Genomic DNA, 22,707 nt, shown 5'->3' with positions numbered 1-22,707 from the left:
CTGCAAAGTGCTACCTTCTGATGATAACGAAAGGGCTGCACCACGCGATCTTATTCGCTGGAGAGCAGGTCCATCGTGTGTTTATCCATCATTTCCAGCGCACGGCCACCGCCACGCGCAACACAGGTCAACGGGTCTTCGGCAACAATCACCGGCAGACCGGTTTCCTGAGCCAGCAACTTGTCGAGGTCACGCAGCAAGGCGCCACCACCGGTCAGTACCAGGCCACGCTCGGCGATGTCCGAAGCCAGCTCTGGCGGAGACTGTTCCAGCGCGCTTTTCACGGCCTGAACGATAGTTGCCAGCGACTCTTGCAGAGCCTCGAGCACTTCATTGGAGTTCAGGGTGAAGGCACGTGGTACGCCCTCTGCCAGGTTACGGCCGCGTACGTCGACTTCACGTACTTCACCACCCGGGTAGGCAGTGCCGATTTCCTGCTTGATGCGCTCGGCAGTCGATTCACCGATCAGGCTGCCGTAGTTACGGCGCACATAGGTGATGATTGCTTCGTCAAAACGGTCGCCACCTACCCGTACGGATTCGGCGTAAACCACACCGTTCAGGGAGATCAGCGCGATTTCAGTGGTACCGCCACCGATATCGACAACCATCGAGCCACGAGCTTCTTCAACCGGCAGGCCCGCACCGATGGCCGCAGCCATTGGTTCTTCGATCAGGAACACTTCACGGGCACCGGCACCGAGTGCCGATTCACGAATGGCGCGACGCTCTACCTGAGTCGATTTGCAAGGCACGCAAATCAAGACTCGCGGGCTAGGTTGCAGGAAACTGTTTTCATGCACCTTGTTGATGAAGTACTGCAGCATTTTTTCGCAAACGCTGAAATCGGCGATAACGCCGTCCTTCATCGGACGAATGGCAGCAATGTTGCCCGGTGTACGGCCAAGCATGCGCTTGGCCTCGGTGCCGACAGCAACGACACTTTTCTGGTTACCGTGTGTCCGAATAGCCACAACTGATGGCTCATTCAGGACAATACCGCGCTCGCGCACGTAAATAAGGGTGTTGGCAGTGCCCAGGTCGATGGAAAGATCGCTGGAAAACATGCCACGCAGTTTCTTGAACATGGGAAAGGGACCCTAGGCAACGCGTGGGTAAAAAAGTGCGGCAAACTCTAACAACGACAGGGATTTTGGGCAAGGCGCCAATATGTTAAATTGGGCGCTTTTCTGAGCACCAACACCCACAATCGCGGCCATATGACCGTAGAAATGCGGTAGTGTTCCGACAATCTAACACACGGATAGCATCCGTCCTGTTTTCCACTGGAGAATCCCATGGCGCTAGACCGCTCCGACGTGGAAAAAATCGCACATTTGGCCCGTCTTGGCCTCAATGATGCCGATATTCCACGCACCACCGAAGCCCTTAACAGCATTTTGGGGCTGATTGATCAGATGCAGGCCGTCGACACGACCGGTATCGAGCCTCTGGCCCACCCACTGGAAGCCAGCCAGCGCCTGCGTGCAGACGTCGTGACTGAGAGCAATCATCGCGAGGCGTATCAGTCCATCGCACCGGCGGTCGAAAACGGCCTCTATCTGGTTCCGAAAGTCATCGAGTAAAGGGAAAGCGCCTGCATGCATCAATTGACTCTGGCCGAGATCGCCCGCGGACTCGCCGATAAAAAGTTTTCTTCCGAAGAGCTGACCAAGACCCTGCTGGCGCGTATCGCCCAGCTCGATCCTCAGCTCAACAGTTTTATCACCCTCACCGAAGACCTTGCCCTGGAGCAGGCCAAGGCCGCTGACGCACGCCGCGCCAACGGTGAAAGCGGTGCCCTGCTGGGCGCCCCGATCGCTCACAAGGACCTGTTCTGCACCCTGGGCGTACGCACCAGCTGCGCCTCGAAGATGCTCGACAACTTCAAGGCACCGTACGACGCCACAGTGGTAGCCAAGCTGGCCGCTGCCGGCGCCGTAAGCCTGGGCAAGACCAACATGGACGAGTTCGCCATGGGTTCGGCCAACGAATCGAGCTACTACGGCGCGGTCAAAAACCCGTGGAACCTTGACCACGTACCCGGCGGTTCGTCGGGTGGTTCGGCCGCCGCCGTTGCCGCCCGCCTGTTGCCTGCCGCGACGGGGACCGACACTGGCGGATCAATCCGACAGCCGGCAGCCCTGACCAACCTCACAGGCCTGAAACCGACGTACGGTCGCGTTTCGCGCTGGGGCATGATCGCCTACGCCTCCAGCCTCGACCAGGCCGGCCCGCTGGCTCGCACGGCCGAAGACTGCGCCATCCTGCTGCAAGGCATGGCCGGTTTCGACCCGCAAGACTCCACCAGCATTGACGAACCCGTACCGGACTTCAGCGCCAACCTCAATGGTTCGCTGAATGGCCTGCGTATCGGCGTGCCTAAAGAGTTCTTCAGCGAAGGCCTCGACACGCGTATCGCCGAGCTGATCCACAACAGCATCAAGGAACTGGAAAAACTCGGCGCCGTGATCAAGCCGATCAGCCTGCCGAACATGCAGCACGCGATTCCTGCGTACTACGTCATCGCACCTGCCGAGGCCTCGTCCAACCTGTCGCGTTTTGACGGTGTGCGCTTCGGCCATCGCTGCGAAAACCCCAAGGACCTCACTGACCTGTACAAGCGCTCGCGCGCCGAGGGCTTTGGCCCGGAAGTACAGCGCCGGATCCTGGTGGGGGCCTACGCCCTGTCGGCGGGCTACTACGACGCTTACTACCTGCAGGCGCAAAAAATCCGTCGCCTGATCAAAAACGACTTCATGGCGGCATTCAACGAAGTCGACATCATCCTCGGCCCGACCACGCCTAACCCGGCCTGGAAAATCGGCGCTAAAAACAGCGACCCGGTTTCCGCCTACCTGGAAGACGTCTACACCATCACCGCCAACCTCGCGGGCCTGCCGGGCCTGTCGATGCCAGCCGGTTTTGTCGATGGCTTGCCAGTGGGCGTGCAGTTGCTTGCACCTTATTTCCAGGAAGGTCGCCTGCTCAACGTCGCCCACCAGTATCAGTTGAACACTGACTGGCACACGCGCTCACCTGCCGGCTTCTGAGGAGAAACATATGCAATGGGAAGTTGTGATCGGGCTGGAAATTCACTCCCAGCTCGCCACCCAATCGAAGATTTTCTCCGGTAGTGCCACCACCTTTGGTGCAGAACCGAACACCCAGGCCAGCCTGGTAGACCTGGGCATGCCCGGCGTATTGCCGGTACTGAACCAGGAGGCCGTGCGCATGGCCGTCATGTTCGGCGTGGCAGTAGATGCCGAGATCGGTCAGCACAACGTGTTTGCCCGCAAGAACTATTTCTACCCCGACCTGCCCAAGGGCTACCAGATCAGCCAGATGGAGTTGCCGATCGTCGGCAAGGGTCACCTGGACATCACTCTGGAAGACGGCACCGTCAAGCGGGTCGGCATTACCCGCGCGCACCTTGAAGAAGACGCCGGCAAAAGCCTGCACGAAGACTTCAGCGGCTCCACCGGCATCGACCTGAACCGCGCGGGCACACCGCTGCTGGAAATCGTTTCCGAACCGGACATGCGCAGCGCCAAAGAGGCCGTGGCCTACGTCAAAGCCATGCACGCCCTGGTACGTTACCTGGGTATCTGCGACGGCAACATGGCCGAAGGCTCGCTGCGTTGCGACTGCAACGTATCGGTGCGCCCGGTGGGTCAGGCCGAGTTCGGCACCCGCTGCGAGATCAAGAACGTCAACTCGTTCCGTTTTATCGAGAAGGCGATCAACAGCGAAATCCAGCGCCAGATCGAGCTGATCGAAGACGGCGGCAAGGTTATCCAGCAAACCCGCCTGTATGACCCGAACAAGGACGAAACCCGCGCCATGCGCAGCAAGGAGGAAGCCAACGACTACCGTTACTTCCCCGATCCCGACCTGCTGCCGGTGGTGATCGAAGATGCGTTTATCGAACAGGTTCGCGCCACCCTGCCAGAACTGCCACCGCAAAAGCGCGAGCGCTTCCAGTCGCAGTTCGGCCTGTCGGCTTACGACGCCAGCGTTTTGGCCTCCAGCCGCGAACAGGCGGACTACTTCGAAAAAGTCGTGAGCATCAGCGGCGACGCCAAGCTGGCGGCCAACTGGGTCATGGTTGAGCTGGGCAGCCTGCTTAACAAGCAAGGCCTGGACATCGACCAGTCACCGGTAAGCGCCGAACAGCTGGGCGGCATGCTGCAGCGCATCAAGGACAACACCATCTCCGGCAAGATTGCCAAAGTGGTGCTTGAAGCAATGGCCAATGGCGAGGGCAGCGCTGACGAGGTCATCGAAAAGCGCGGTCTCAAGCAAGTCACCGACAGCGGCGCCATTGAAAAGGTGCTGGACGAAATGCTGGCGGCCAACGCAGAGCAGGTCGAGCAATACCGTGCGGCAGACGAAGCCAAGCGCGGCAAGATGTTCGGTTTCTTTGTCGGCCAGGCGATGAAAGCGTCCAAAGGCAAAGCTAACCCGCAACAGGTCAACGAGCTGCTGAAAAGCAAACTCGAAGGCTAAGCCACTCAACTGTGGGAGCGGGCTTGCCCGCTCCCACAGATTTTTGTGGTTATTTCCCGCAACAGAAGGATTCCCCCATGAAGCAGCTACTCGGCGCCTGCGCCCTGCTCAGCTTGCTCGCCGGCTGTGCCAGCCATGACATAGACCCCCGCGGCTATGACAAAACCGGCATTGCCTCCTATTACGGCGCTCGCCACCACGGCAAGCGAACCGCCAGCGGTGAACCTTTCGACCAAAATGCCCTTACCGCTGCCCATCCCGCCCTGCCTTTCGGGACGCGGGTACTGGTCACCAACTTGAGCAACGACAAATCCGTCGTGGTACGCATCAATGACCGCGGCCCGCATACGCGCAGCCGCTTGATCGATCTTTCACGCCAGGCCGCCAGGCAGTTGGATATGCTGCGCAGTGGCACGGCTAAAGTCCGGGTCCAGGGCTTGAGCGACTAAGCGAGGGGGTCACTATTTTCGGCTTGAACGCATTATCTGCGTGGAGCGTGCTGCAACTGTTCGGCGGCCTGGTGCTGTTGATTGCAGGTGCGCAGCTGTTGGTGCGCTGCGCAGAGCACATTGCGAGCAAATTGAAGGTACGGCCACTTCTGGTCGGCTTGACCGTGGTAGCAATGGGCAGCAGCGCCCCCCAGATGACGGTCAGCCTGCAGGCCGCGCTCAATGACACCGCGGACATTGCCGTGGGCAGTGTCATTGGCAGCAATATTTTTAACATCCTCGTCACCCTCGGGCTTTCGGCGCTGATTATTCCACTGCGGGTGTCGCGACAGCTGGTGCGCCTGGACATCCCGTTGATGATTCTCGCCAGCATCATGGTGTTTGCACTGGCCCTGAACCATCAACTCGACCGCCTGGACGGCGCACTGTTGCTGGTCGGCTTGCTGGTGTACCTGTTCTTGCTGCTGCACCAATCCCGCCACAGCGGTCACCACCACCCCGGCCGCGACACCCCTCACGCTTCATGGCTACGCACACTCACGCAGATGGGCTGCGCCTTGCTCCTCCTCGGGTTTGCCGGCCACCTGCTGCTGGGCGCTGCCGTCGAGGTGGCGTCAGAGCTGGGCCTGTCCGAACGCATCATCGGCCTGACCATCATCGCCGTGAGTACCTCACTGCCCGAGCTGGCCACTTCCCTGATTGCTGCATTTCGCGGCCAGCGTGAAATTGCGGTGGGCAACGTCATTGGCAGCAACGTGTTTAACCTGCTGGGCGTATTGGGGCTCACCGCCCTGCTGGCGCCCGCGCCACTGTCGGTGTCGCCCAATGCACTGGCCTTCGACCTGCCGGTAATGCTGGGCGTGGCAGCACTGTGCCTGCCGGTGTTCTATAGCGGCTATCGGGTGACACGGGTGGAAGGCTTGCTGTTTCTCGGCTTGTATCTGGCGTATGGCCTGCACGTAGTGTCATTCACCACCGGCATGCCGCTGGCAGGCAGGCTCGAGCATCTGATGCTGTTTTACATTCTGCCGGCTTTGTTGCTGTTTCTGCTGTTCAGCACTTTGCGTGCATGGCGCCGACAACATTGAGGCGTGGTGACTACCACTTAATGCAGGAACAAAACCTACAACAAAGACAGGTACATCCTGCTGAAGTATTTAGATAACTCCCGTAAACATGGAGGATGCCGCGCGATACATGCGCCTCTGGTATTTACGGGCCTGCCATGAACTCACTTCGCTCCCTCGTTTTACTCGCCCTCACCCTGCTGACAAGCGGTTGCAGTTACGCATCGGATGCCGCGATGGCCTGCTTCATCAACAACGGTCAAGATTTCAGTAAAGTATTGGGCTGCTACAAACAGGCTCAAGCTGGTCAGGCGCTGACGCATAAGTTCATCGGCTCAACATTGTTTCCCGGGGTGGAAAGACGTCGCTTCGAGCTTCAGTCCCAGCGCTGGACAGGGCATGACTTCGCTCGCCCGACCGACTGGGTTCACACTGTCGATATCTATATTCCGCAAGCTGCATTGAATAGCCAGGCACTATTGATCGCCAATAACGGGATCAATATCCCTGCAACCGACAAACCCCTGCAACCTTCAACAGACTTTACCGAAGAAATGGCACTCGGCATTGCCCGGCAAACGCAAACCATTGTGGTCTCTGTCAGCAATATCCCGAATCAGTACCTGACCTATGCCGATGATGACCTGGCGCGTCGCGAAGATGACAGCGTGGCCCATAGCTGGTCTCTGTTTCTAAAAAGCCCTGAGACCCGGCCATTTCTTTCGCTGCACATTCCCATGATGCTCACACTGGTCAAAGCTATGGACCTTGCCCAACAGGAGCTCAAGCCATGGCAAATAGATCGTTTTATTGCTAGCGGCGCGTCCAAACGGGGGTGGGCGGTATGGATGACGGCGCTGACAGACTCGCGGGTGAGCGCAATAGCCCCCTTTGTTATCGATATTCTCAACACCAAAGCGGTTCTGAAACACACCTATGGTGCTTATGGTAAAAGCTGGCCGATCGCTTTCAATGCCTATCACCACGAAGGCATTACGCAACAGTTAGAAACGGCTGATTTCGACAAACTGATGCAGATAGAAGACCCTCTGCTCTATGTCAAATCATCAACCGACAGGATGACAATCCCCAAGTACATCGTGAATGCCAGCAGCGATGACTTTTTTCTCCCGGACAACGCACGGTTTTATTTTGACGCGTTGCCTGGAACAAAAATGCTCCGTGTCGCACCCAACGCAAACCATTACGGGATCAAGGCATTTATCGAGAGTTCGTTGATTGCTTTTACCAACCGACTGCAACAGAAACGTCCATTACCGACCCTAACAACCATCGAAAAAACCGAATCGGCAAGTTCAAAAATGCAACTTGGGTTTTCTGAACGCCCCACCAAACTGGTTCAATGGCGCGCGTTCAATCTCAATGATCGTGATTTCCGACTGGCCTGCGGTATCAGGTACGAAGCCACCTCGATTGTCATGACCGAAAACAACACGCTTACCGTTGAGTTGAACTCACCCGAAGAGGGCTGGAGCGCCAACTACATAGAGGCCACGATGGCCGACGGCCTGGTCATCAGTACGCCTGTACTGGTTTTGCCGCACACCTATCCGACCTGGACACCCAAACAAATCGGGCCTGCATGCAGAAACCTGAACGATCCAGCCTGAGATTAAATCCAGCCGCCCCACTGCAACACAAAAATCCCGATATTGGTGGTGATAGCCGCCATCAAGGTGGTGATCACGATAATCGCTGCTGCCAGCTCGTGATTACCATTGGCTGCCCGAGCCATGACATAACTGGCAGCCGCCGTAGGGCTGGCGAAGTACAGGAACAAAATCCCCAGTTCCGGCCCGCGAAAACCGCAGATCCAGGCGCCGAGGGTTGCCAGCAGCGGCATGCTGACCATTTTCACCAGGCTGGCGCTCAGCGCCATGTCGCCACTTTTGCGCAGGCTCGCCAATGACAGCGTGCCACCGATGCAAATCAGCGCCAGCGGCAAGGTCATCGCCGCCAGATACTCACCCGATGCCTGCAACCAGCCAGGCAAGCTGATCTTGAACAGCGCAAAGGGCACTGCAGCCAGAACACTGATGATCAGCGGGTTCTTGACCACACTTTTGCAGATACTCCACGGATCGGACTTGATGACCGGGCTGTAAACCGCCAATACGATGGTCGACAGGGTGTTGTAGAGCAGGATCACCAGGCCGGCGAGCACTGCCCCCAGTGAAATCCCGTATTCGCCGTACATGCTGGCCGCCAGAGCCAGGCCGATAACCCCGTTATTACCGCGAAAAGCGCCCTGGGTGTAGATGCCGCGATCTTCCCGCGGGCAGCGCCAGATTGACCAGCCCCACGCCAGGGCAAAGCTGAACAGGGTCGCCGCGACAAAATACGCCAGCACCTTGGGCTGCAAGGCAGCCCTGAGGTCGGCGTGCAAAATACCCAAAAACAACAACGCCGGCATGGTGACGTTAAACACCAATGCCGACGCCGTATGGATAAAGTTGTCATTGATCCAGCCCACGCGCTTGAGCACCACGCCTAAAAACAGCATGGCAAACACGGGAGCCGTAATGGAGAGCGTCTGAAGGAATATAGCCAGCATGTCGGCGCTCTCGTGAAGACAGGACAGGTTGAAGCCTTCCAGGGGTCAGCTTCAACGACCTTTATTACATACCTTTGACGGCATAAATGCCGGCAGCATTACGCCAGTAGCCTTTGTAGTCCATACCATAGCCAAACACGTAACGGTCAATGCAAGGCAAGCCCGTGTAGTCGGCCTTCAGGTCAGGACGCGCCTTGCGGTCATGTTCCTTGTCGATCAATACCGCGGTATGCACCTGACGGGCACCGGCGTGTTTGCAGAAATCAACGATCGCGCTCAGGGTGTGACCTTCATCGAGGATGTCATCGATGATCAGTACATGACGGTCTATAAACGAGACTTCAGGCTTGGCTTTCCAGAACAGGTCACCACCCGTGGTTTCATTGCGATAGCGTGTCGCATGCAAATACGACGCTTCAAGCGGAAATTGCAGATGGGTAAGCAGCTTGCCGGAAAAAATCAGGCCGCCGTTCATCACACAAAATACCACTGGATTGGTCTCGGCCATTTCAGCCGTGATTTGCGCGCCAACGCGGGCAATGGCTGCCTCGACTTCAGCTTCGGTGTACAGGCAGTCAGCCTCTCGCATGATTTGACGGATATGCTCGAGATCAGCAGACATGACGCTCTCCAGGGGGTGTTGTGCAAGAAAAGCGGGCAAAGGTACGCATCCGCTTGGCTCAGATCAAGCATTTATGGACTAACGTGCAGTAATGTCTGTAGGACATCACCCCGGATTAGATTAATCTAGGCCGGTTTTTTTGCCTGCCCCCGGAGTTTTTCCCTATGCCTATCCGTGAGATACGCCATCCGCTAATCCGTCACAAACTCGGCCTGATGCGTCGTGCTGACATTAGCACGAAGAATTTCCGCGAGCTCGCTCAGGAAGTCGGCGCGTTGCTGACCTATGAAGCCACCAGTGACCTGACCCTCGAAACCTACGATATCGACGGCTGGTGTGGCACTGTTCAAGTTGAAAAAATCGCCGGTAAGAAAATTACCGTCGTCCCGATCCTGCGTGCAGGTATCGGCATGCTTGAAGGCGTCCTTAGCCTGATCCCGGGCGCCAAGGTCAGTGCTGTCGGCATTGCCCGCAATGAAGAAACCCTCCAGGCCCACACTTACCTGGAAAAACTGGTACCGGAAATCAACGAGCGTCTGGCGATGATTATCGACCCGATGCTGGCCACCGGTTCCTCGATGGTTGCCACCATTGATCTGCTGAAAAAAGCAGGCTGCAAGGAAATCCGCGCCATGGTGCTGGTTGCTGCGCCTGAAGGGATTGCAGCTGTTGAAGCCGCTCACCCGGACGTAACCATCTACACCGCCTCCATTGATGAGCGTTTGAACGAGCACGGCTACATCATTCCGGGCTTGGGTGATGCCGGCGACAAGATCTTCGGCACCAAGCAAAAGGACATTTAACATGCAGGACGAGTTCAACGACCCGCTCTGGCGCCAGATCATATCTGGCGCGCAGATGCTCTTCGTGGCCTTTGGCGCGTTGGTGTTGATGCCTTTGATTACAGGCCTGGACCCTAACGTTGCGCTGTTCACGGCGGGTCTCGGGACTCTGCTGTTCCAGATCGTGACCCGGCGCCAGGTGCCGGTCTTTCTGGCTTCGAGTTTCGCTTTCATTACTCCGATCATTCTCGCCAAGGGTCAGTTCGGCCTGGCCGCGACCATGGGCGGCGTGATGGCAGCCGGTTTCGTGTACACCTTTCTCGGTTTCGCGGTAAAGCTCAAGGGCACCGGTTTTATTGACCGCCTGCTGCCACCTGTGGTGATTGGCCCGGTGATTATCTCGATCGGCCTCGCGATGGCACCCATTGCTGCACACATGGCCATGGGTCGCGCTGAAGATGGCACCGAGCTGATTCACTATCAGACGGCAATGCTGATCTCGATGCCAGCACTGCTGACCACCTTGATCGTGGCCGTATTCGGCAAAGGGATTTTCCGTCTGGTGCCGATCATTGCCGGCGTGCTGGTAGGTTTTGGCATGGCGTTCTACTTCGGTGTTGTCGACACCGCCAAGATCGCCGCCGCCCCCTGGTTTGCGCTACCGCACTTCACCGCGCCCGAGTTCAACTGGCAGGCGATTCTGTTTATCGTCCCCGTGGCACTTGCCCCGGCCATTGAACATATCGGCGGTGTCATTGCCGTAGGCAGCGTAACCGGTCGCGACTACCTGAAAAAACCGGGCCTGCACCGCACACTGTTCGGTGACGGCATTGCCACCACTGCAGCCGGCTTGCTGGGTGGCCCACCCAACACCACGTACGCCGAAGTGACAGGCGCGGTGATGCTGACCAAGAACTACAACCCGAAAATCATGACCTGGGCGGCGATCTTCGCCATCAGCCTGGCATTTATCGGCAAGTTCGGCGCACTGCTGCAAAGCATTCCAGTGCCGGTGATGGGCGGGATTCTGTGCCTGCTGTTCGGTTCGATTGCGGCGGTGGGCATGAACACCCTGATCCGCCATCAAGTCGACCTGAGCGAAGCACGCAACCTGGTAATCGTCTCGGTGACCCTGGTATTCGGGATTGGCGGCGTACTGATCGGTACGGGGATGGGGCCTGAGGACTTCGGTCTCAAAGGCATCGCGCTGTGCGCCATTGTGGCGATTGCGCTGAACCTGATCCTGCCGGGCAATGACAGCTGGAAGCACAAGAAAAAAGGTGACGGCCCCGTCATCTGACCTGTAATCCTTGTAGGAGCGGGCTTGCTCGCGATGGCATCACCTCTATCCAACAGATAGACCGCGTTGACTGCATCGCGAGCAAGCCCGCTCCCACAGGGGTTTTCTACAGGGCCAGCGGCGCCCTCTCACACAACGTGTTCAACGCCTGCGCCCACTGCGGGTGGTCATTGAGACACGGCACCAGCACCAACTCCTCGCCCCCCGCCTCGATAAACTGCTCGCGTCCGCGATCGCCAATCTCTTCCAGGGTTTCAATGCAATCGGCCACAAACGCCGGGCACATCACCAGAATCTTCTTTACCCCTTGCTTGGCCAACGCATCCAGACGCGCCTCAGTGTAGGGTTCAATCCACTTGGCCCGGCCCAGACGGGACTGGAACGCCACCGACCACTTCCCTTCAGGCAAGCCCATGCGCTCGGCAAAGGCCTGTGCGGTGCGCAGACACTGCGCCCGATAACAGGTGGCAAGTACCGCAGGCGATGCATTCTTGCAGCAGTCATCATTTTTGAAGCAGTGGTTGCCGGTCGGATCCAGCTTGTGTAAATGCCGCTCGGGCAAGCCGTGAAAGCTCAGCAGCAAGTGATCGTAATCCTGCTCCAGATGCGGTTGGGCACTTGCCACGAGAGCATCGAGGTATTCGGGCTGATCATAGAACGGTTGCAGGATGGAGAACTGGACAGGCAGCTTTTTGGCCTTTACCACCCGCTTGGCCTCTTCAATCACCGTGGTCACGGTGCTGTCGGCGAACTGCGGGTAAAGCGGCGCCAGAGTGACCTTTTTGATGCCCTGCGCAGCAATACGGGTCAACACGGTTTCAATCGATGGCTCGCCGTAACGCATTGCCAGCTCGACCGGGCCCTGGCTCCACTCTTTGGTCATGGCCTGTTGCAAACGGCGGCTCAGTTCCACCAGCGGCGAACCTTCCTTCCACCAGATCGAGGCATAGGCATGGGCCGATTGCTCGGGCCGCTTGATCAGAATCAGCGACACCAGCAAGCGTCGCACCGGCCACGGCAGATCGATGACGTACGGGTCCATTAAAAACTGATTCAAGTAGCTGCGTACATCCGCTACCGAAGTAGACGCCGGCGAACCCAGGTTAACCAGCAACAGCGCGTGATCGGTCATGCAACTTCCTATTTCAGGGGCGGGCGGCGACATCTTCGAGCGCCGCACGCAAATCGGTGAACTGAAAAGTAAAACCCGCTGCCAGCAGTTTTGCCGGTTGAGCCCGCTGACCACCCAGCAACAAACCGGCCATCTCGCCGAGCAGCACACGTAACACAAAGGCAGGCATGGGCATAAAGGCCGGGCGGTGCAACACGCGACCCAGCACCTGGGCAAATTCGCCATTGCGTACAGGATGCGGCGCGCAGGCATTATAAGGACCGCTTGCGGCATTCTCATGCACAAGAAAATCAATCAGGGCGATTTGGTCATTGATATGAATCCACGGCATCCATTGCCGACCATTGCCTATCGGCCCGCCCAGCGCCAGCTTGAACGGCAACAACAGGCGCGACAAAAAGCCGCCTTCGGCCGCCAGCACCAGCCCCGTGCGCACCAGGACCACGCGCACCCCCAAAACCTGTGCCCGCTGAGCGGTCTCTTCCCAGGCAATACACAAGTGGCTGGCGAAATCCTCACTCACCGTCGGCGACTCTTCTGTCAGCTCGCGCTCACCACCGTCGCCATACCAGCCCACCGCCGAACCCGATACCAGCACTGAAGGCTTTTGCGCACGACTTTGCAACCAACCCACAAGGGTCTCGGTCAAGGTGATGCGGCTGCTCCACAACAAAGCCTTGCGCTTGCGGGTCCAGGGCCGATCGGCAATCGGCGCGCCGGCCAGGTTGATCACCGCATCAATCGGCTCCTCACCAAGCTCTTCAAGCAGGGCAATCCCTTTGACCTGGGCACCGCATAATTGAGCCACCTTTTCGGGGCGACGGCTCCACACACTGAGGCGATGGCCTTGCGCCAGCCAGTGACGACAGAGCTGACGCCCTATCAAGCCTGTACCGCCGGTCAGCAAAATGTGCATGAGTTGATCCTCACAAGGAGTTTTATCGGGAGCACTGGTCTATTTTTATATAAAGACCTTTTATCGGTCGTTGAGCTGATTTAAGAATAGGCCACATGGATCTGAAGCAAACACTAAAACCTATACTAAAAAACATAATTGTACAGGTATTGCCGACGGCGTAGTCTGTGCAAACAGAGATCGGGGGCCACAATGACTGTACCCATCGCAATTATCGGTGCCGGCATAGCCGGGCTGTCAGCCGCAAATGCCCTGCACAAGGCGGGGCATGCAATTCAATTGTTCGATAAAAGCCGGGGCAGCGGTGGACGCATGTCGAGCAAGCGCAGTGATGTCGGGGTACTGGACCTGGGGGCTCAGTATTTCACCGCACGCGACCGCCGTTTTGTCGATGAAGTCCAGCAATGGCAAGCCGAAGGCTGGGCCGCCGAGTGGGAACCGCACCTGTACCACTATAAAAATGGCCTGTTAAGCCCCTCACCCGACGAGCAAACCCGCTGGGTGGGCACGCCGCGCATGAGCGCCATTACCCGAGGCCTGCTGGGCCATTTGCCCGTGAGTTTCTCCTGCCAGATCACCGACCTTATACGCGGCGAAAAACGCTGGCACTTGCTGGATGCCGAAGGTGAGGAACACGGCCCGTTCAGCCACGTCATCATCGCCACTCCGGCACCACAAGCCACGTCCCTGCTGGCCAGCGCACCCAAGCTCGCAAGCGCTGCTGCCGGTGTGAAAATGGAACCGGCCTGGGCCGTGGCACTGGCGTTCGAATCCCCCCTCGACACGCCCATGGAAGGCTGCTTCGTGCAAGGCAGCCCGCTGGACTGGCTGGCCCGTAACCGCAGCAAACCCGGGCGCGACAGCCAGCCTGACACCTGGGTCCTGCACGCCACCAGTGCCTGGAGCAAACAGAACCTCGACCTGCCCAAAGAGTCAGTGATCGAACATCTGCACGGCGCATTTGCCGAGTTGATGCACTTCCCTACTCCCGCACCGATTTTCAGCCTGGCCCACCGCTGGCTCTACGCCCGCCCTGCTGCGGCGCATGAATGGGGCGCGCTGGCCGACTCCGATCTGGGCCTGTATGCCTGTGGTGACTGGTGCTTGTCAGGTCGCGTGGAAGGCGCCTGGCTCAGCGGCCAGGAAGCAGCGCGACGGCTGATCGAGCATCTGGATTGAAGCCACAACACGTGCCGCAGCAGCTGCCGCAGGAACGAGCAGCTGCTACGCGGGATTAACAACCCTTCAAATACCTGTACAAGAAATTTGACTTGTACAACATCTGGCATATGATGAACTCAAGTTGTACATCACCAAAAAGATGTACAAGTAATTCTTGGAGGTTCGTCACATGCCCAGCCCCACATCTGCCCGGCACAAACCCAAAATAGCCATCAGCGCCTGCTTGTTGGGGGCTGAAGTGCGGTTCAACGGCGGGCATAAAGAGTCACGCCTGTGCAGCCAGGCCCTGACCCAACACTTCGAATTTGTCCCGCTTTGCCCCGAGGTCGCCATCGGTCTGGGTATTCCGCGCCAGCCGGTGCGATTGGTGGGCAACCCCTTACAACCCCAGGCTGTCGGCACGGTCGACAGCACGCTGGACGTGACCCGGCCCCTGCACGACTACGGCGTGGAAATGGCCGCGGCGCACACCGATATCTGCGGCTACATCTTCATGCAGAAGTCACCGTCCTGTGGCCTGGAGCGGGTCAAGGTGTATCAGGACGGCGGACGCCCTGCCGAACTGAGCGGGCGCGGCATCTACGCCCGGGCATTCTGTGACGCTCAACCCGATTTACCCGTGGAAGAAGACGGCCGTTTGAACGACCCGGTGCTGCGGGAAAACTTCATGACCCGGGTGTACGCCTACAGCGCCTGGCAGGCACTGCTCAAACAGGGCGTTACCCGCCGCTCACTGACCGAGTTTCATGCCCGCTACAAATATCTGCTGATGGCCCATCATCCGGTGCAGTACAAAACCCTCGGCAACCTGCTCGGCAGCCTTGGCAAGCAAGACCCTATGGGCATTGCACCGCAGTACTTCAGCGAACTGATGAAAGCCCTGAAAAAATGCGCCACCCGCCGCACCCACACCAATGTGCTGCAACATATCAGCGGCTACCTCAAGCAAGCCATCAGCGCCGAAGACAAGCAGGAAGTCCAGCAACTGATTGGCCAGTACCTGCACGGCATCGTGCCACTGGTGGTCCCGCTGACCCTGCTCAAGCATCACTTTCGCCTGCACCCCCACCCGTACATCTCGCGCCAGGTTTACCTGCAGCCGCATCCGGAAGACCTCAGCCTGCGTAATGCCATCTGACCATGAATGATGACCTGATCATGTCCAACACCCCTGGTACGGACTACAGCCAGGCACTGGCCGAAGGCTGGTTGCCCATCCGCGAAGTGTCGCGCATCACCGGTGTGAATGCCGTGACCCTGCGTGCCTGGGAACGCCGCTACGGCTTGATCGTGCCGCACCGCACGGCCAAGGGCCATCGCCTGTTCTCGACCGAGCATATCCAGCGCATCCAGCAGATTTTGTTGTGGCTCAACCGTGGCGTGTCGGTCAGCCAGATCAAGCCGCTACTCAACGCGCCGCCGACTCTCGCCCCGGCACCTGACAGCGACTGGCAGGCGTGGCGGCAAACCATGATTGAAGCCATCAGTGAGCTGGCCGAACGCCGCCTCGACGACTGCTTTAACCAGGCAATGTCGCTCTACCCTGCCCGCCCGCTCTGTGAACAACTGCTGCTGCCTCTTTTGAACGAGCTGGAACAACGCTGGCAAGGGCAGTTCGGTGCGCAATTGGAGCGGGTGTTTTTCCACTCCTGGCTGCGCAGCAAGCTGGGGGCACGGATTTATCACAACAACCGTTCGCTCAAGGGCGCGCCGGTACTGCTGATCAATCATTCCGACCTGCCCTTCGAGCCGCAACTGTGGCTAACCGCCTTGCTGGTCAGCAGCAGCCACTGCCCGGTCGAAGTCTTCGACGCACCTGTGCCCGGCGGCGAACTGGGCCTGGCTGTCGAGCATTTGAAGCCCCGCGCCGTGGTGCTGTATTCCAGCAAAACCCTCAATACCCATCAACTGCCCCGACTGCTGCAGGGTATCGACTGCCCGATCCTGATCGCCGGACCGACGGTATGCATCCACTTCGACCAGTTGTCCGTAAGTACAACCGAGATCGCAGGATTGTATCTGGCCCACAACCCGGTAGAGGCCCATCAACGCCTCAGCCAACTCGGCCTTTATCGCTAGGAAATGATATGCAACTGATCTGGCTGCGCACCGACTTGCGCCACGACGACAACACCGCCCTGAGCGCCGCTGCCAAACGCGGCCCCACCCTGGCCGTATACCTGATCAGCCCCGAGCAATGGCTGGCCCATGACGATGCGCCAAGCAAGGTAGACTTCTGGCTGCGCAATCTGCGCACGCTGAGCAACAGCCTGCAACAGCTCAATATTCCTTTGCTTATTCGTACTGCGCCCAGCTGGGACCAGGCGCCTGCGGTGCTCCTTGAGCTGTGCCAGCAGCACGGAGTTGAGGCGGTACACACCAACCAGGAATATGGCATTCATGAAACCCGCCGCGACCAGGCAGTTGCCCGGGCCCTTGAAGCCGAGGGCATCGAGTTTCACGGTTACCTCGACCAACTGTTGTTCCAGCCGGGCAGCATCCTCACGCAGTCGGGCTCGTACTTTCAGGTCTTCAGCCAGTTTCGCCGCATCTGCTACAACCGCCTGCACATGGCCTTGCCCAAGCTGGTTGCCAGGCCTGAAAAACAATCACCGCTGAATATCCAGAGCGACGTCATACCCAAGTCTGTCAGCGGTTTCGCCGTACCCAGCGATTCGCTGCGCGCATTGTGGCCAGCAGGCGAGGATCAGGCTCGCCAACGCCTGGCACAGTTTGCCGATGAGCAGATCCACTACTATCAGGACGAACGCGACCTGCCCGCCAAACCCGGTACCAGCCAGCTGTCGGCCTACCTCGCGGCAGGCGTGATCTCACCCCGCCAATGCCTGCACGCCGCATTGCAAAGCAACAACGGCGAGTTTGAAAGCGGCAGCCCGGGGGTCTTTACCTGGATCACCGAGCTGCTGTGGCGCGAGTTCTACAAACATATCCTGGTGGGCTACCCAAGGGTCTCACGTCACCGCGCCTTTCGTCCGGAAACCGAATACCTGCCCTGGCGCCACGCGCCGGATGAACTGGCCGCCTGGAAACAGGGCCGCACTGGCTTCCCGATTATCGACGCGGCCATCAGGCAACTGCTGGAAACCGGCTGGATGCACAACCGCCTGCGCATGGTAGTGGCTATGTTCCTGACCAAAAATCTGCTGATCGACTGGCGCGAGGGCGAGCGCTTTTTTATGCAGCATCTGATCGACGGTGATCTGGCCGCCAACAATGGCGGCTGGCAGTGGAGTTCATCCACGGGAACCGACTCGGTGCCGTATTTCCGTATTTTCAACCCGATCACCCAGTCCGAACGCTTCGACCCCGAGGGTAAATTTATCAAGCACTGGCTGCCCGAACTGGCCGAGCTGAACAAAAAACAGGTGCACAACCCCGCGTCGGTGGGCGGGCTGTTTGGCGTGGCGAATTACCCGGCGCCCATCGTCAACTTGAGCCAAAGCCGCGACCGCGCCTTGAGCGCGTTCAAAAATCTGCCCTCCCGGCAAATGCTGGAGGCCAGCCATGGCTGATCGGCGGCGGATCTGGCTCACGGGCGCCAGCAGCGGCATTGGTGCGCAAATGGCCGAAGAGTTGCTCAGTAGTGGCGCCCGGCTGGCATTGACAGCCCGCACGCTGGCGCCTTTGAAAGCCTTGTCCGACCGTTACCCCGGACAGGTCTTGCTGGTGCCCGGCGACCTGACCGACAGCCTGCAGGTACGCGAAATTGGCAAGCGCATCATCCAGGCCTGGGGCGCGCTGGACACCGTAATCCTCAATGCAGGCACCTGTGAGTATGTTGATGCCCGCCACTTCGACGCCGCACTGGTCGAGCGCGTGGTGCGCACCAACCTGCTGGCCAACAGCTATTGCCTGGAAAGCGCACTGCCACTGCTGCGCGCAGGCTCGCGCCCGCATCTGGTGGGAGTGGTCAGCTCGGTCACCTTATGGCCATTGCCACGGGCCGGGGCCTACGGTGCGTCAAAAGCCGGCCTGCGCTACTTGCTCGAATCGTTGCGCATCGATCTGGCCCAGGAACAGATCGATGTCACCCTGGTCAGCCCCGGCTTTGTCGATACCCCGCTCACTGAACACAATGACTTCCCGATGCCCATGCGTTGGCCTGCACACAAGGCGGCACGGCATATTTGCCAGCGCCTGGAAAAACGCCCGCTGGAGATCGCCTTCCCGACGCTGTTCATTGCCTCCTTGCGGCTGCTGGCAAACCTGCCAAAGCGCCTGCAAGTGGCGTTAGGCAAGCGTCTGGCACGTACATCCGACGGTAAGCCATCATGAAGATAGCGATCATTGGCAGCGGGATTTCAGGGCTGACCTGCGGCTACCTGCTGCATAAAGAACATGATGTCAGCGTGTTCGAGGCCAGCGACTGGATCGGCGGGCACACCCATACCGTCAATGTGAGCGTCAAAGGCCAAACCTATGCCGTGGACACCGGCTTTATTGTGTTCAACGATTGGACTTACCCTAATTTCATCAAATTGATGGAGCAATTGGGTGTTGGCTCCAAAGCCACTGAAATGAGTTTTTCAGTCCACGACACCGACAGCAACCTCGAATACAACGGCAATACCCTCAACAGCCTGTTCGCCCAGCGCAGCAACCTGTTGTCGCCCAGGTTCTGGGGCATGTTGCGCGATATTTTGCGTTTCAATCGCGAGGCCATTCGCGACCTGGACGAACAACGTATTGCCAGCAACACCCGGTTGGGCGACTACTTGCGACTGCGGGGTTATGGCTCGCGCTTTATCGAACACTATATCGTGCCGATGGGGGCTGCGATCTGGTCGATGTCCCTGGTCGAGATGCAAGCCTTTCCATTGCAGTTCTTTGTGCGCTTTTTCAAGAATCACGGCCTGCTCAGCGTCAGCAATCGCCCGCAATGGCGTGTGATTGAAGGCGGTTCCAGTAGCTACCTAAAACCCTTGAGCGCAGGATTTGCCGACAGGATTCGCCGCAACTGCCCGGTTATCCAGGTTGAACGCAATGCCGAAAGCGTTCTGGTGCACAGCGTTGGTGGTACTGAATCTTTCGACAAGGTGATCTTTGCCTGTCACAGCGACCAGGCCCTGAAGCTGCTGGCCAAGCCCTCGGTTGCCGAACAACAGATTCTGGGAGCCATGCCATACGCCGACAACGAGGTCGTGCTGCACACTGATACCCGATTACTACCCGACCGAAAGCTGGCTTGGGCTAGCTGGAATTATCGCCTGGGCGGTGCAGGACAAAAACGTGCAGCCGTAACCTACGATATGAACATCCTGCAAGGGATTCAGAGCGAGACCACTTTTTGCGTCAGTCTCAACCAAACCGCAGCAATTGACCCGCTCAAAGTGCTGGCCAGCTACACCTATGCCCACCCGCAATACAGCCTGGACGCCGTCGCCGCGCAAGCGCGCTGGCAAGAACTGCTGGGCGCACAGCACAGCTACTTTTGTGGCGCTTATTGGGCCAACGGCTTCCATGAAGACGGCGTGGTCAGCGCCTTGCGCGTGGCCCAGGCCTTTGGTCAGCAATTATGAACAGCGCCCTGTACAGCGGCTGGATCGGCCATCGGCGCTTTGCTCCAAAGCCCCATGCCTTTCGCTATCAGATCGGCCTGTTGTATCTGGATCTGGATGAGCAAGACGCTGTACTGGGGCTTTCACCACTGGCAGGCAAAAGTCGCTTTGCGCCCTTCTCGTTTCGTGAAACCGATTACCTGAAAACCTTCACCGCAACCGGCATGCGCCTGATTGATGCGGTACGCCAGCAAGTTTCCAGCGCTTTGGGGTATACGCCGCAAGGCCCGATATGCGTGCTCACACAAGCCCGCAGTTGGGGGCTGTCCTTCAACCCGGTGAGCTTCTTCTATTGTTACGAAGCTGACGGAAAACTGGCCGCCCTCCTGTGTGAAGTCACCAATACGCCTTGGCGCGAACGTTATCACTATGTGCTTCCCGCCAATGGAGACGGTTTTTCCCACGTTGCCGTGGCCAAAGCCTTCCACGTATCACCTTTTCTGCCACGGGACCTGGAATACCACATGAGCTTCAGCCCGCCCCAGGCCCGGCTCGGGGTGCATATGGCCGACTGGCAAGGTGATCTGAAACTGTTTGATGCCACCCTCAACCTGCAACGCACTCCCCTGGACCGCCCGGGCCTGCACCGCTATCTGCGGCAGTTCCCGTGGATGACCGCCAAAACCTGCCTGGCCATTTACTGGCAAGCGTTGCGCCTGTTTCTTAAACGCACACCGATTTTTTCCCACCAGGCCGCCGACGGCGCCTTTCGCATTGCCGCCCTGCAACCCAAGGATCAACGCCATGAAGAGCCCTAGCCTGGTGAGCAAAACCTCACTGTCGACTACCCATAACCTGACCAGCGCACTACTGCGACGCGGGGTGCTGCGCCAGCTCAGTCAATTGAAAAGCGGGCATCTGGTGATCACCGAAAACGGTGAACGCCTGATCTTCGGTGACAGCGGCGCGGGCCTGGTCGGCGAGGTGCAGATTCACGATACAAGCGTCTGGGGCATGATCGCCAGCAACGGCTCGATTGGCGCCGGCGAAGCCTTTATTCATGGCTACTGGAGTTCACCTGACCTGACCAAAGTGATCCGCGTACTGGTCAGCAACCTGGACGTGCTTGATGCCATGGAAGGTGGCCTGGCCCGCCTGGGTCGCCCGCTGATTCGCGGCTTGCACTGGATCAATCGCAACACCCGCAAGGGCTCGCAAAAAAACATTGCTGCGCATTACGACCTGGGTAATGACATGTTCGAGCAATTCCTCGACCCGACCATGATGTATTCCGCCGCGCAGTTCTTAACGGCTGACGACACCCTGGAGCAAGCCCAGCTTAACAAGCTGCAGCGCATCTGCCAGAAGCTCGACCTCAAGCCCGCAGACCATTTGCTGGAAATCGGTACCGGCTGGGGCAGCATGGCGTTGTATGCAGCGCAACATTACGGCTGCAAGGTGACGACGACTACATTGTCCAAAGAGCAATTCGACTACACCCAAGCCCGCATCGAGGCGCTGGGCTTACAAGAGCAAGTAACGTTACTGCTGGAGGATTACCGCGACCTGACCGGGCAATACGACAAGCTGGTGTCGATCGAGATGATCGAAGCAGTCGGCCATCACTTCTTGCCCAGTTACTTCAAGCAATGCGCCCGCTTGCTCAAGCCCCACGGCCTGATGCTGCTGCAAGCCATCACCATTCGCGAGCAGCGTTACGAGCAGGCAAAAAGTAGCGTGGACTTTATCCAGCGCTACATCTTTCCCGGTGGTGCACTGCCTAGCGTGCAAAAAATGCTCGAAATTGTCGGCAAGGACACCGATATGAATCTGATGCATATGGAAGATTTTGGCCTGCACTACGCCAAAACCCTGCGCTTGTGGCATGAGAACTTTCGCCGCGCACACGGCCGTTTAACGGAATTGGGCTACGACGAATACTTTCTGCGCCTGTGGGAGTTTTACCTGTGCTACTGCGAGGGCGGCTTTCTCGAGCGCAGCATCGGCACCGCACAATTGTTGCTGGCCAAGCCGGCGGCCATGACCGAACCATTGCTTGGCCGGTTCAATGCTTAAAAACCTGGTAAATGCCGGGCTGTTCCAGCTCGGCTGGTTTGCCTGTGTACTGGGAGGCAACAGCCTGTGGTTGCTGCTGGCCGCGGGCGCCCTGCTGGTGCATCTGCTGTTTATCAGCCGCTCATTGGCAGAAGTGCGCCTGGTAGTGGTCGTGTGCGTGCTCGGCAGTACGGTGGACAGCCTGTTGCTCAATGCCGATGTTTTCGCCTTCAAGCAGCCCGGCATAGTGATTCCGTTCTGGCTGATGTTGCTTTGGGCCCTGCTGGCCATCACCTTGAACCACTGCCTGGCGTGGACTGCCAAGCCCTGGTGGCGTGCTGTTTTGCTGGGAGCCATCGGTGGACCGCTGTCGTATTACGCCGGGCAACGTCTGGGCGCGGTGCAATTCCCGCTGGGCCTTTGGCCGACGCTGGCCGGGTTGAGCCTGTTGTGGGCTGGGTTGTTTGCGGTCCTTGTAGCGATTGCCGACAGGCTACGTCCGGTTGCGCAGCAAGCGTAAATCCTGAGAGCGAGTTTCATCTGGCAAACCGCAATGGCTGACTTTACGACGGCTGCGGCAGCTGCAAGGTCTGAAGGAA

22 protein-coding genes are annotated in these 22,707 nt (G+C 58.4%); 17 read left to right on the top strand and 5 right to left on the bottom strand.

Annotated elements, in window-relative coordinates; genetic code table 11:
- Positions 1 to 50: 50 nt before the first annotated feature.
- Positions 51 to 1,088 (bottom strand): rod shape-determining protein MreB, encoded by a 1,038-nt coding sequence (mreB, locus tag PPTH39_RS11335; RefSeq protein ID WP_002555108.1) that lies wholly within the window; start codon positions 1,086 to 1,088, stop codon positions 51 to 53.
- Positions 1,089 to 1,298: 210 nt separating this feature from the next.
- Here mreB and gatC point away from each other — a divergent pair, with 210 nt between their 5' ends.
- The 6 genes from gatC (at position 1,299) to PPTH39_RS11305 (ending at position 7,656) form a co-directional block, all read left to right on the top strand.
- Entirely contained in the window at positions 1,299 to 1,586 is a 288-nt protein-coding gene (gene gatC / locus PPTH39_RS11330; RefSeq protein WP_016781778.1) for an Asp-tRNA(Asn)/Glu-tRNA(Gln) amidotransferase subunit GatC, read from the top strand.
- Between the two features lie 15 nt (positions 1,587 to 1,601).
- A complete protein-coding gene (gatA, locus tag PPTH39_RS11325) occupies positions 1,602 to 3,053 on the top strand; it encodes an Asp-tRNA(Asn)/Glu-tRNA(Gln) amidotransferase subunit GatA (RefSeq protein ID WP_095018245.1) in 1,452 nt (483 codons plus the stop codon).
- Between the two features lie 10 nt (positions 3,054 to 3,063).
- Entirely contained in the window at positions 3,064 to 4,509 is a 1,446-nt protein-coding gene (gene gatB / locus PPTH39_RS11320; protein ID WP_095018246.1) for an Asp-tRNA(Asn)/Glu-tRNA(Gln) amidotransferase subunit GatB, read from the top strand.
- 77 nt (positions 4,510 to 4,586) lie between these two features.
- Entirely contained in the window at positions 4,587 to 4,958 is a 372-nt protein-coding gene (locus PPTH39_RS11315) for a septal ring lytic transglycosylase RlpA family protein (protein WP_095018247.1), read from the top strand.
- Positions 4,959 to 5,005: 47 nt separating this feature from the next.
- Positions 5,006 to 6,046: a calcium/sodium antiporter gene (locus tag PPTH39_RS11310; RefSeq protein ID WP_130872123.1), complete on the top strand. Its 1,041-nt coding sequence runs from the start codon at positions 5,006 to 5,008 to the stop codon at positions 6,044 to 6,046.
- 137 nt (positions 6,047 to 6,183) lie between these two features.
- Positions 6,184 to 7,656 carry a PhoPQ-activated pathogenicity-related family protein gene (locus tag PPTH39_RS11305; RefSeq protein WP_130871985.1) on the top strand — a complete coding sequence of 491 codons (1,473 nt, stop codon included), beginning with the start codon at positions 6,184 to 6,186 and terminating at the stop codon, positions 7,654 to 7,656.
- A gap of 2 nt (positions 7,657 to 7,658) precedes the next feature.
- On the opposite strand, the gene PPTH39_RS11300 is transcribed toward PPTH39_RS11305, so the two are convergent.
- Positions 7,659 to 8,600 carry an AEC family transporter gene (locus PPTH39_RS11300; protein WP_130871984.1) on the bottom strand — a complete coding sequence of 314 codons (942 nt, stop codon included), beginning with the start codon at positions 8,598 to 8,600 and terminating at the stop codon, positions 7,659 to 7,661.
- Between the two features lie 64 nt (positions 8,601 to 8,664).
- Complete coding sequence (locus PPTH39_RS11295; RefSeq protein ID WP_095018249.1) at positions 8,665 to 9,222, bottom strand: hypoxanthine-guanine phosphoribosyltransferase; 558 nt, start codon at positions 9,220 to 9,222, stop codon at positions 8,665 to 8,667.
- A gap of 164 nt (positions 9,223 to 9,386) precedes the next feature.
- Here PPTH39_RS11295 and upp point away from each other — a divergent pair, with 164 nt between their 5' ends.
- Both upp and PPTH39_RS11285 read left to right on the top strand, forming a co-directional pair.
- On the top strand, positions 9,387 to 10,025 hold the full coding sequence (upp, locus tag PPTH39_RS11290) for a uracil phosphoribosyltransferase (RefSeq protein ID WP_095001117.1): 639 nt from the start codon (positions 9,387 to 9,389) through the stop codon (positions 10,023 to 10,025).
- Position 10,026: 1 nt separating this feature from the next.
- Positions 10,027 to 11,304: a uracil-xanthine permease family protein gene (locus tag PPTH39_RS11285; RefSeq protein WP_095001116.1), complete on the top strand. Its 1,278-nt coding sequence runs from the start codon at positions 10,027 to 10,029 to the stop codon at positions 11,302 to 11,304.
- 106 nt (positions 11,305 to 11,410) lie between these two features.
- Here PPTH39_RS11285 and hemH read toward each other — a convergent pair whose 3' ends face one another.
- Together hemH and PPTH39_RS11275 are read right to left on the bottom strand one after the other, a co-directional pair.
- On the bottom strand, positions 11,411 to 12,436 hold the full coding sequence (gene hemH / locus PPTH39_RS11280) for a ferrochelatase (RefSeq protein ID WP_095001115.1): 1,026 nt from the start codon (positions 12,434 to 12,436) through the stop codon (positions 11,411 to 11,413).
- Between the two features lie 13 nt (positions 12,437 to 12,449).
- Positions 12,450 to 13,352, bottom strand: a complete 903-nt coding sequence (locus tag PPTH39_RS11275) for a TIGR01777 family oxidoreductase (protein ID WP_095020521.1) — start codon at positions 13,350 to 13,352, stop codon at positions 12,450 to 12,452.
- Between the two features lie 192 nt (positions 13,353 to 13,544).
- Between PPTH39_RS11275 and PPTH39_RS11270 the strand changes: the two genes are divergently transcribed.
- From PPTH39_RS11270 to PPTH39_RS11230, 9 genes are all read left to right on the top strand, one after another.
- Positions 13,545 to 14,531, top strand: a complete 987-nt coding sequence (locus PPTH39_RS11270) for an NAD(P)/FAD-dependent oxidoreductase (RefSeq protein ID WP_095001113.1) — start codon at positions 13,545 to 13,547, stop codon at positions 14,529 to 14,531.
- Positions 14,532 to 14,703: 172 nt separating this feature from the next.
- Positions 14,704 to 15,672 (top strand): YbgA family protein, encoded by a 969-nt coding sequence (locus tag PPTH39_RS11265; protein WP_130871983.1) that lies wholly within the window; start codon positions 14,704 to 14,706, stop codon positions 15,670 to 15,672.
- 2 nt (positions 15,673 to 15,674) lie between these two features.
- Positions 15,675 to 16,613: a MerR family transcriptional regulator gene (locus tag PPTH39_RS11260; protein ID WP_095024931.1), complete on the top strand. Its 939-nt coding sequence runs from the start codon at positions 15,675 to 15,677 to the stop codon at positions 16,611 to 16,613.
- Between the two features lie 8 nt (positions 16,614 to 16,621).
- Positions 16,622 to 18,067, top strand: coding sequence for a deoxyribodipyrimidine photo-lyase (gene phrB, locus PPTH39_RS11255; RefSeq protein ID WP_095024932.1), 1,446 nt, complete (start codon positions 16,622 to 16,624; stop codon positions 18,065 to 18,067).
- Positions 18,060 to 18,830 (top strand): SDR family NAD(P)-dependent oxidoreductase, encoded by a 771-nt coding sequence (locus tag PPTH39_RS11250; RefSeq protein WP_095018251.1) that lies wholly within the window; start codon positions 18,060 to 18,062, stop codon positions 18,828 to 18,830. The genes phrB and PPTH39_RS11250 overlap by 8 nt, the downstream gene beginning before the upstream one ends.
- Positions 18,827 to 20,074, top strand: a complete 1,248-nt coding sequence (locus PPTH39_RS11245; protein ID WP_095001108.1) for an NAD(P)/FAD-dependent oxidoreductase — start codon at positions 18,827 to 18,829, stop codon at positions 20,072 to 20,074. The genes PPTH39_RS11250 and PPTH39_RS11245 overlap by 4 nt, the downstream gene beginning before the upstream one ends.
- On the top strand, positions 20,071 to 20,871 hold the full coding sequence (locus PPTH39_RS11240) for a DUF1365 domain-containing protein (RefSeq protein WP_095020519.1): 801 nt from the start codon (positions 20,071 to 20,073) through the stop codon (positions 20,869 to 20,871). The genes PPTH39_RS11245 and PPTH39_RS11240 overlap by 4 nt, the downstream gene beginning before the upstream one ends.
- Positions 20,858 to 22,129 (top strand): SAM-dependent methyltransferase, encoded by a 1,272-nt coding sequence (locus tag PPTH39_RS11235; protein WP_130871982.1) that lies wholly within the window; start codon positions 20,858 to 20,860, stop codon positions 22,127 to 22,129. Before PPTH39_RS11240 ends, PPTH39_RS11235 begins: the two co-directional genes overlap by 14 nt.
- Positions 22,122 to 22,628 carry a DUF2878 domain-containing protein gene (locus tag PPTH39_RS11230; protein WP_095018254.1) on the top strand — a complete coding sequence of 169 codons (507 nt, stop codon included), beginning with the start codon at positions 22,122 to 22,124 and terminating at the stop codon, positions 22,626 to 22,628. Before PPTH39_RS11235 ends, PPTH39_RS11230 begins: the two co-directional genes overlap by 8 nt.
- Positions 22,629 to 22,707 lie beyond the last annotated feature (79 nt).

The organism is Pseudomonas bubulae (genome assembly GCF_900618535.1).
Classification (GTDB): Bacteria; Pseudomonadota; Gammaproteobacteria; order Pseudomonadales; family Pseudomonadaceae; genus Aquipseudomonas; species Aquipseudomonas bubulae.
The sequence above is the reverse complement of the archived record's forward strand: the minus strand, read 5'-3'. Positions and strand labels throughout refer to the sequence as shown.

Bases quoted from the DNA above. Each gene is read 5' to 3' on its own strand.
- PPTH39_RS11230 (WP_095018254.1), top strand. From the start codon at position 22,122: ATGCTTAAAAACCTGGTAAATGCCGGGCTGTTCCAGCTCGGCTGGTTT.
- PPTH39_RS11295 (WP_095018249.1), bottom strand. From the start codon at position 9,222: ATGTCTGCTGATCTCGAGCATATCCGTCAAATCATGCGAGAGGCTGAC.
- PPTH39_RS11240 (WP_095020519.1), top strand. From the start codon at position 20,071: ATGAACAGCGCCCTGTACAGCGGCTGGATCGGCCATCGGCGCTTTGCT.
- mreB (WP_002555108.1), bottom strand. From the start codon at position 1,088: ATGTTCAAGAAACTGCGTGGCATGTTTTCCAGCGATCTTTCCATCGAC.
- phrB (WP_095024932.1), top strand. From the start codon at position 16,622: ATGCAACTGATCTGGCTGCGCACCGACTTGCGCCACGACGACAACACC.
- PPTH39_RS11305 (WP_130871985.1), top strand. From the start codon at position 6,184: ATGAACTCACTTCGCTCCCTCGTTTTACTCGCCCTCACCCTGCTGACA.
- gatC (WP_016781778.1), top strand. From the start codon at position 1,299: ATGGCGCTAGACCGCTCCGACGTGGAAAAAATCGCACATTTGGCCCGT.
- PPTH39_RS11265 (WP_130871983.1), top strand. From the start codon at position 14,704: ATGCCCAGCCCCACATCTGCCCGGCACAAACCCAAAATAGCCATCAGC.
- PPTH39_RS11300 (WP_130871984.1), bottom strand. From the start codon at position 8,600: ATGCTGGCTATATTCCTTCAGACGCTCTCCATTACGGCTCCCGTGTTT.
- PPTH39_RS11260 (WP_095024931.1), top strand. From the start codon at position 15,675: ATGAATGATGACCTGATCATGTCCAACACCCCTGGTACGGACTACAGC.
- gatA (WP_095018245.1), top strand. From the start codon at position 1,602: ATGCATCAATTGACTCTGGCCGAGATCGCCCGCGGACTCGCCGATAAA.
- hemH (WP_095001115.1), bottom strand. From the start codon at position 12,436: ATGACCGATCACGCGCTGTTGCTGGTTAACCTGGGTTCGCCGGCGTCT.
- PPTH39_RS11275 (WP_095020521.1), bottom strand. From the start codon at position 13,352: ATGCACATTTTGCTGACCGGCGGTACAGGCTTGATAGGGCGTCAGCTC.
- upp (WP_095001117.1), top strand. From the start codon at position 9,387: ATGCCTATCCGTGAGATACGCCATCCGCTAATCCGTCACAAACTCGGC.
- PPTH39_RS11315 (WP_095018247.1), top strand. From the start codon at position 4,587: ATGAAGCAGCTACTCGGCGCCTGCGCCCTGCTCAGCTTGCTCGCCGGC.
- gatB (WP_095018246.1), top strand. From the start codon at position 3,064: ATGCAATGGGAAGTTGTGATCGGGCTGGAAATTCACTCCCAGCTCGCC.
- PPTH39_RS11285 (WP_095001116.1), top strand. From the start codon at position 10,027: ATGCAGGACGAGTTCAACGACCCGCTCTGGCGCCAGATCATATCTGGC.
- PPTH39_RS11235 (WP_130871982.1), top strand. From the start codon at position 20,858: ATGAAGAGCCCTAGCCTGGTGAGCAAAACCTCACTGTCGACTACCCAT.
- PPTH39_RS11250 (WP_095018251.1), top strand. From the start codon at position 18,060: ATGGCTGATCGGCGGCGGATCTGGCTCACGGGCGCCAGCAGCGGCATT.
- PPTH39_RS11270 (WP_095001113.1), top strand. From the start codon at position 13,545: ATGACTGTACCCATCGCAATTATCGGTGCCGGCATAGCCGGGCTGTCA.
- PPTH39_RS11245 (WP_095001108.1), top strand. From the start codon at position 18,827: ATGAAGATAGCGATCATTGGCAGCGGGATTTCAGGGCTGACCTGCGGC.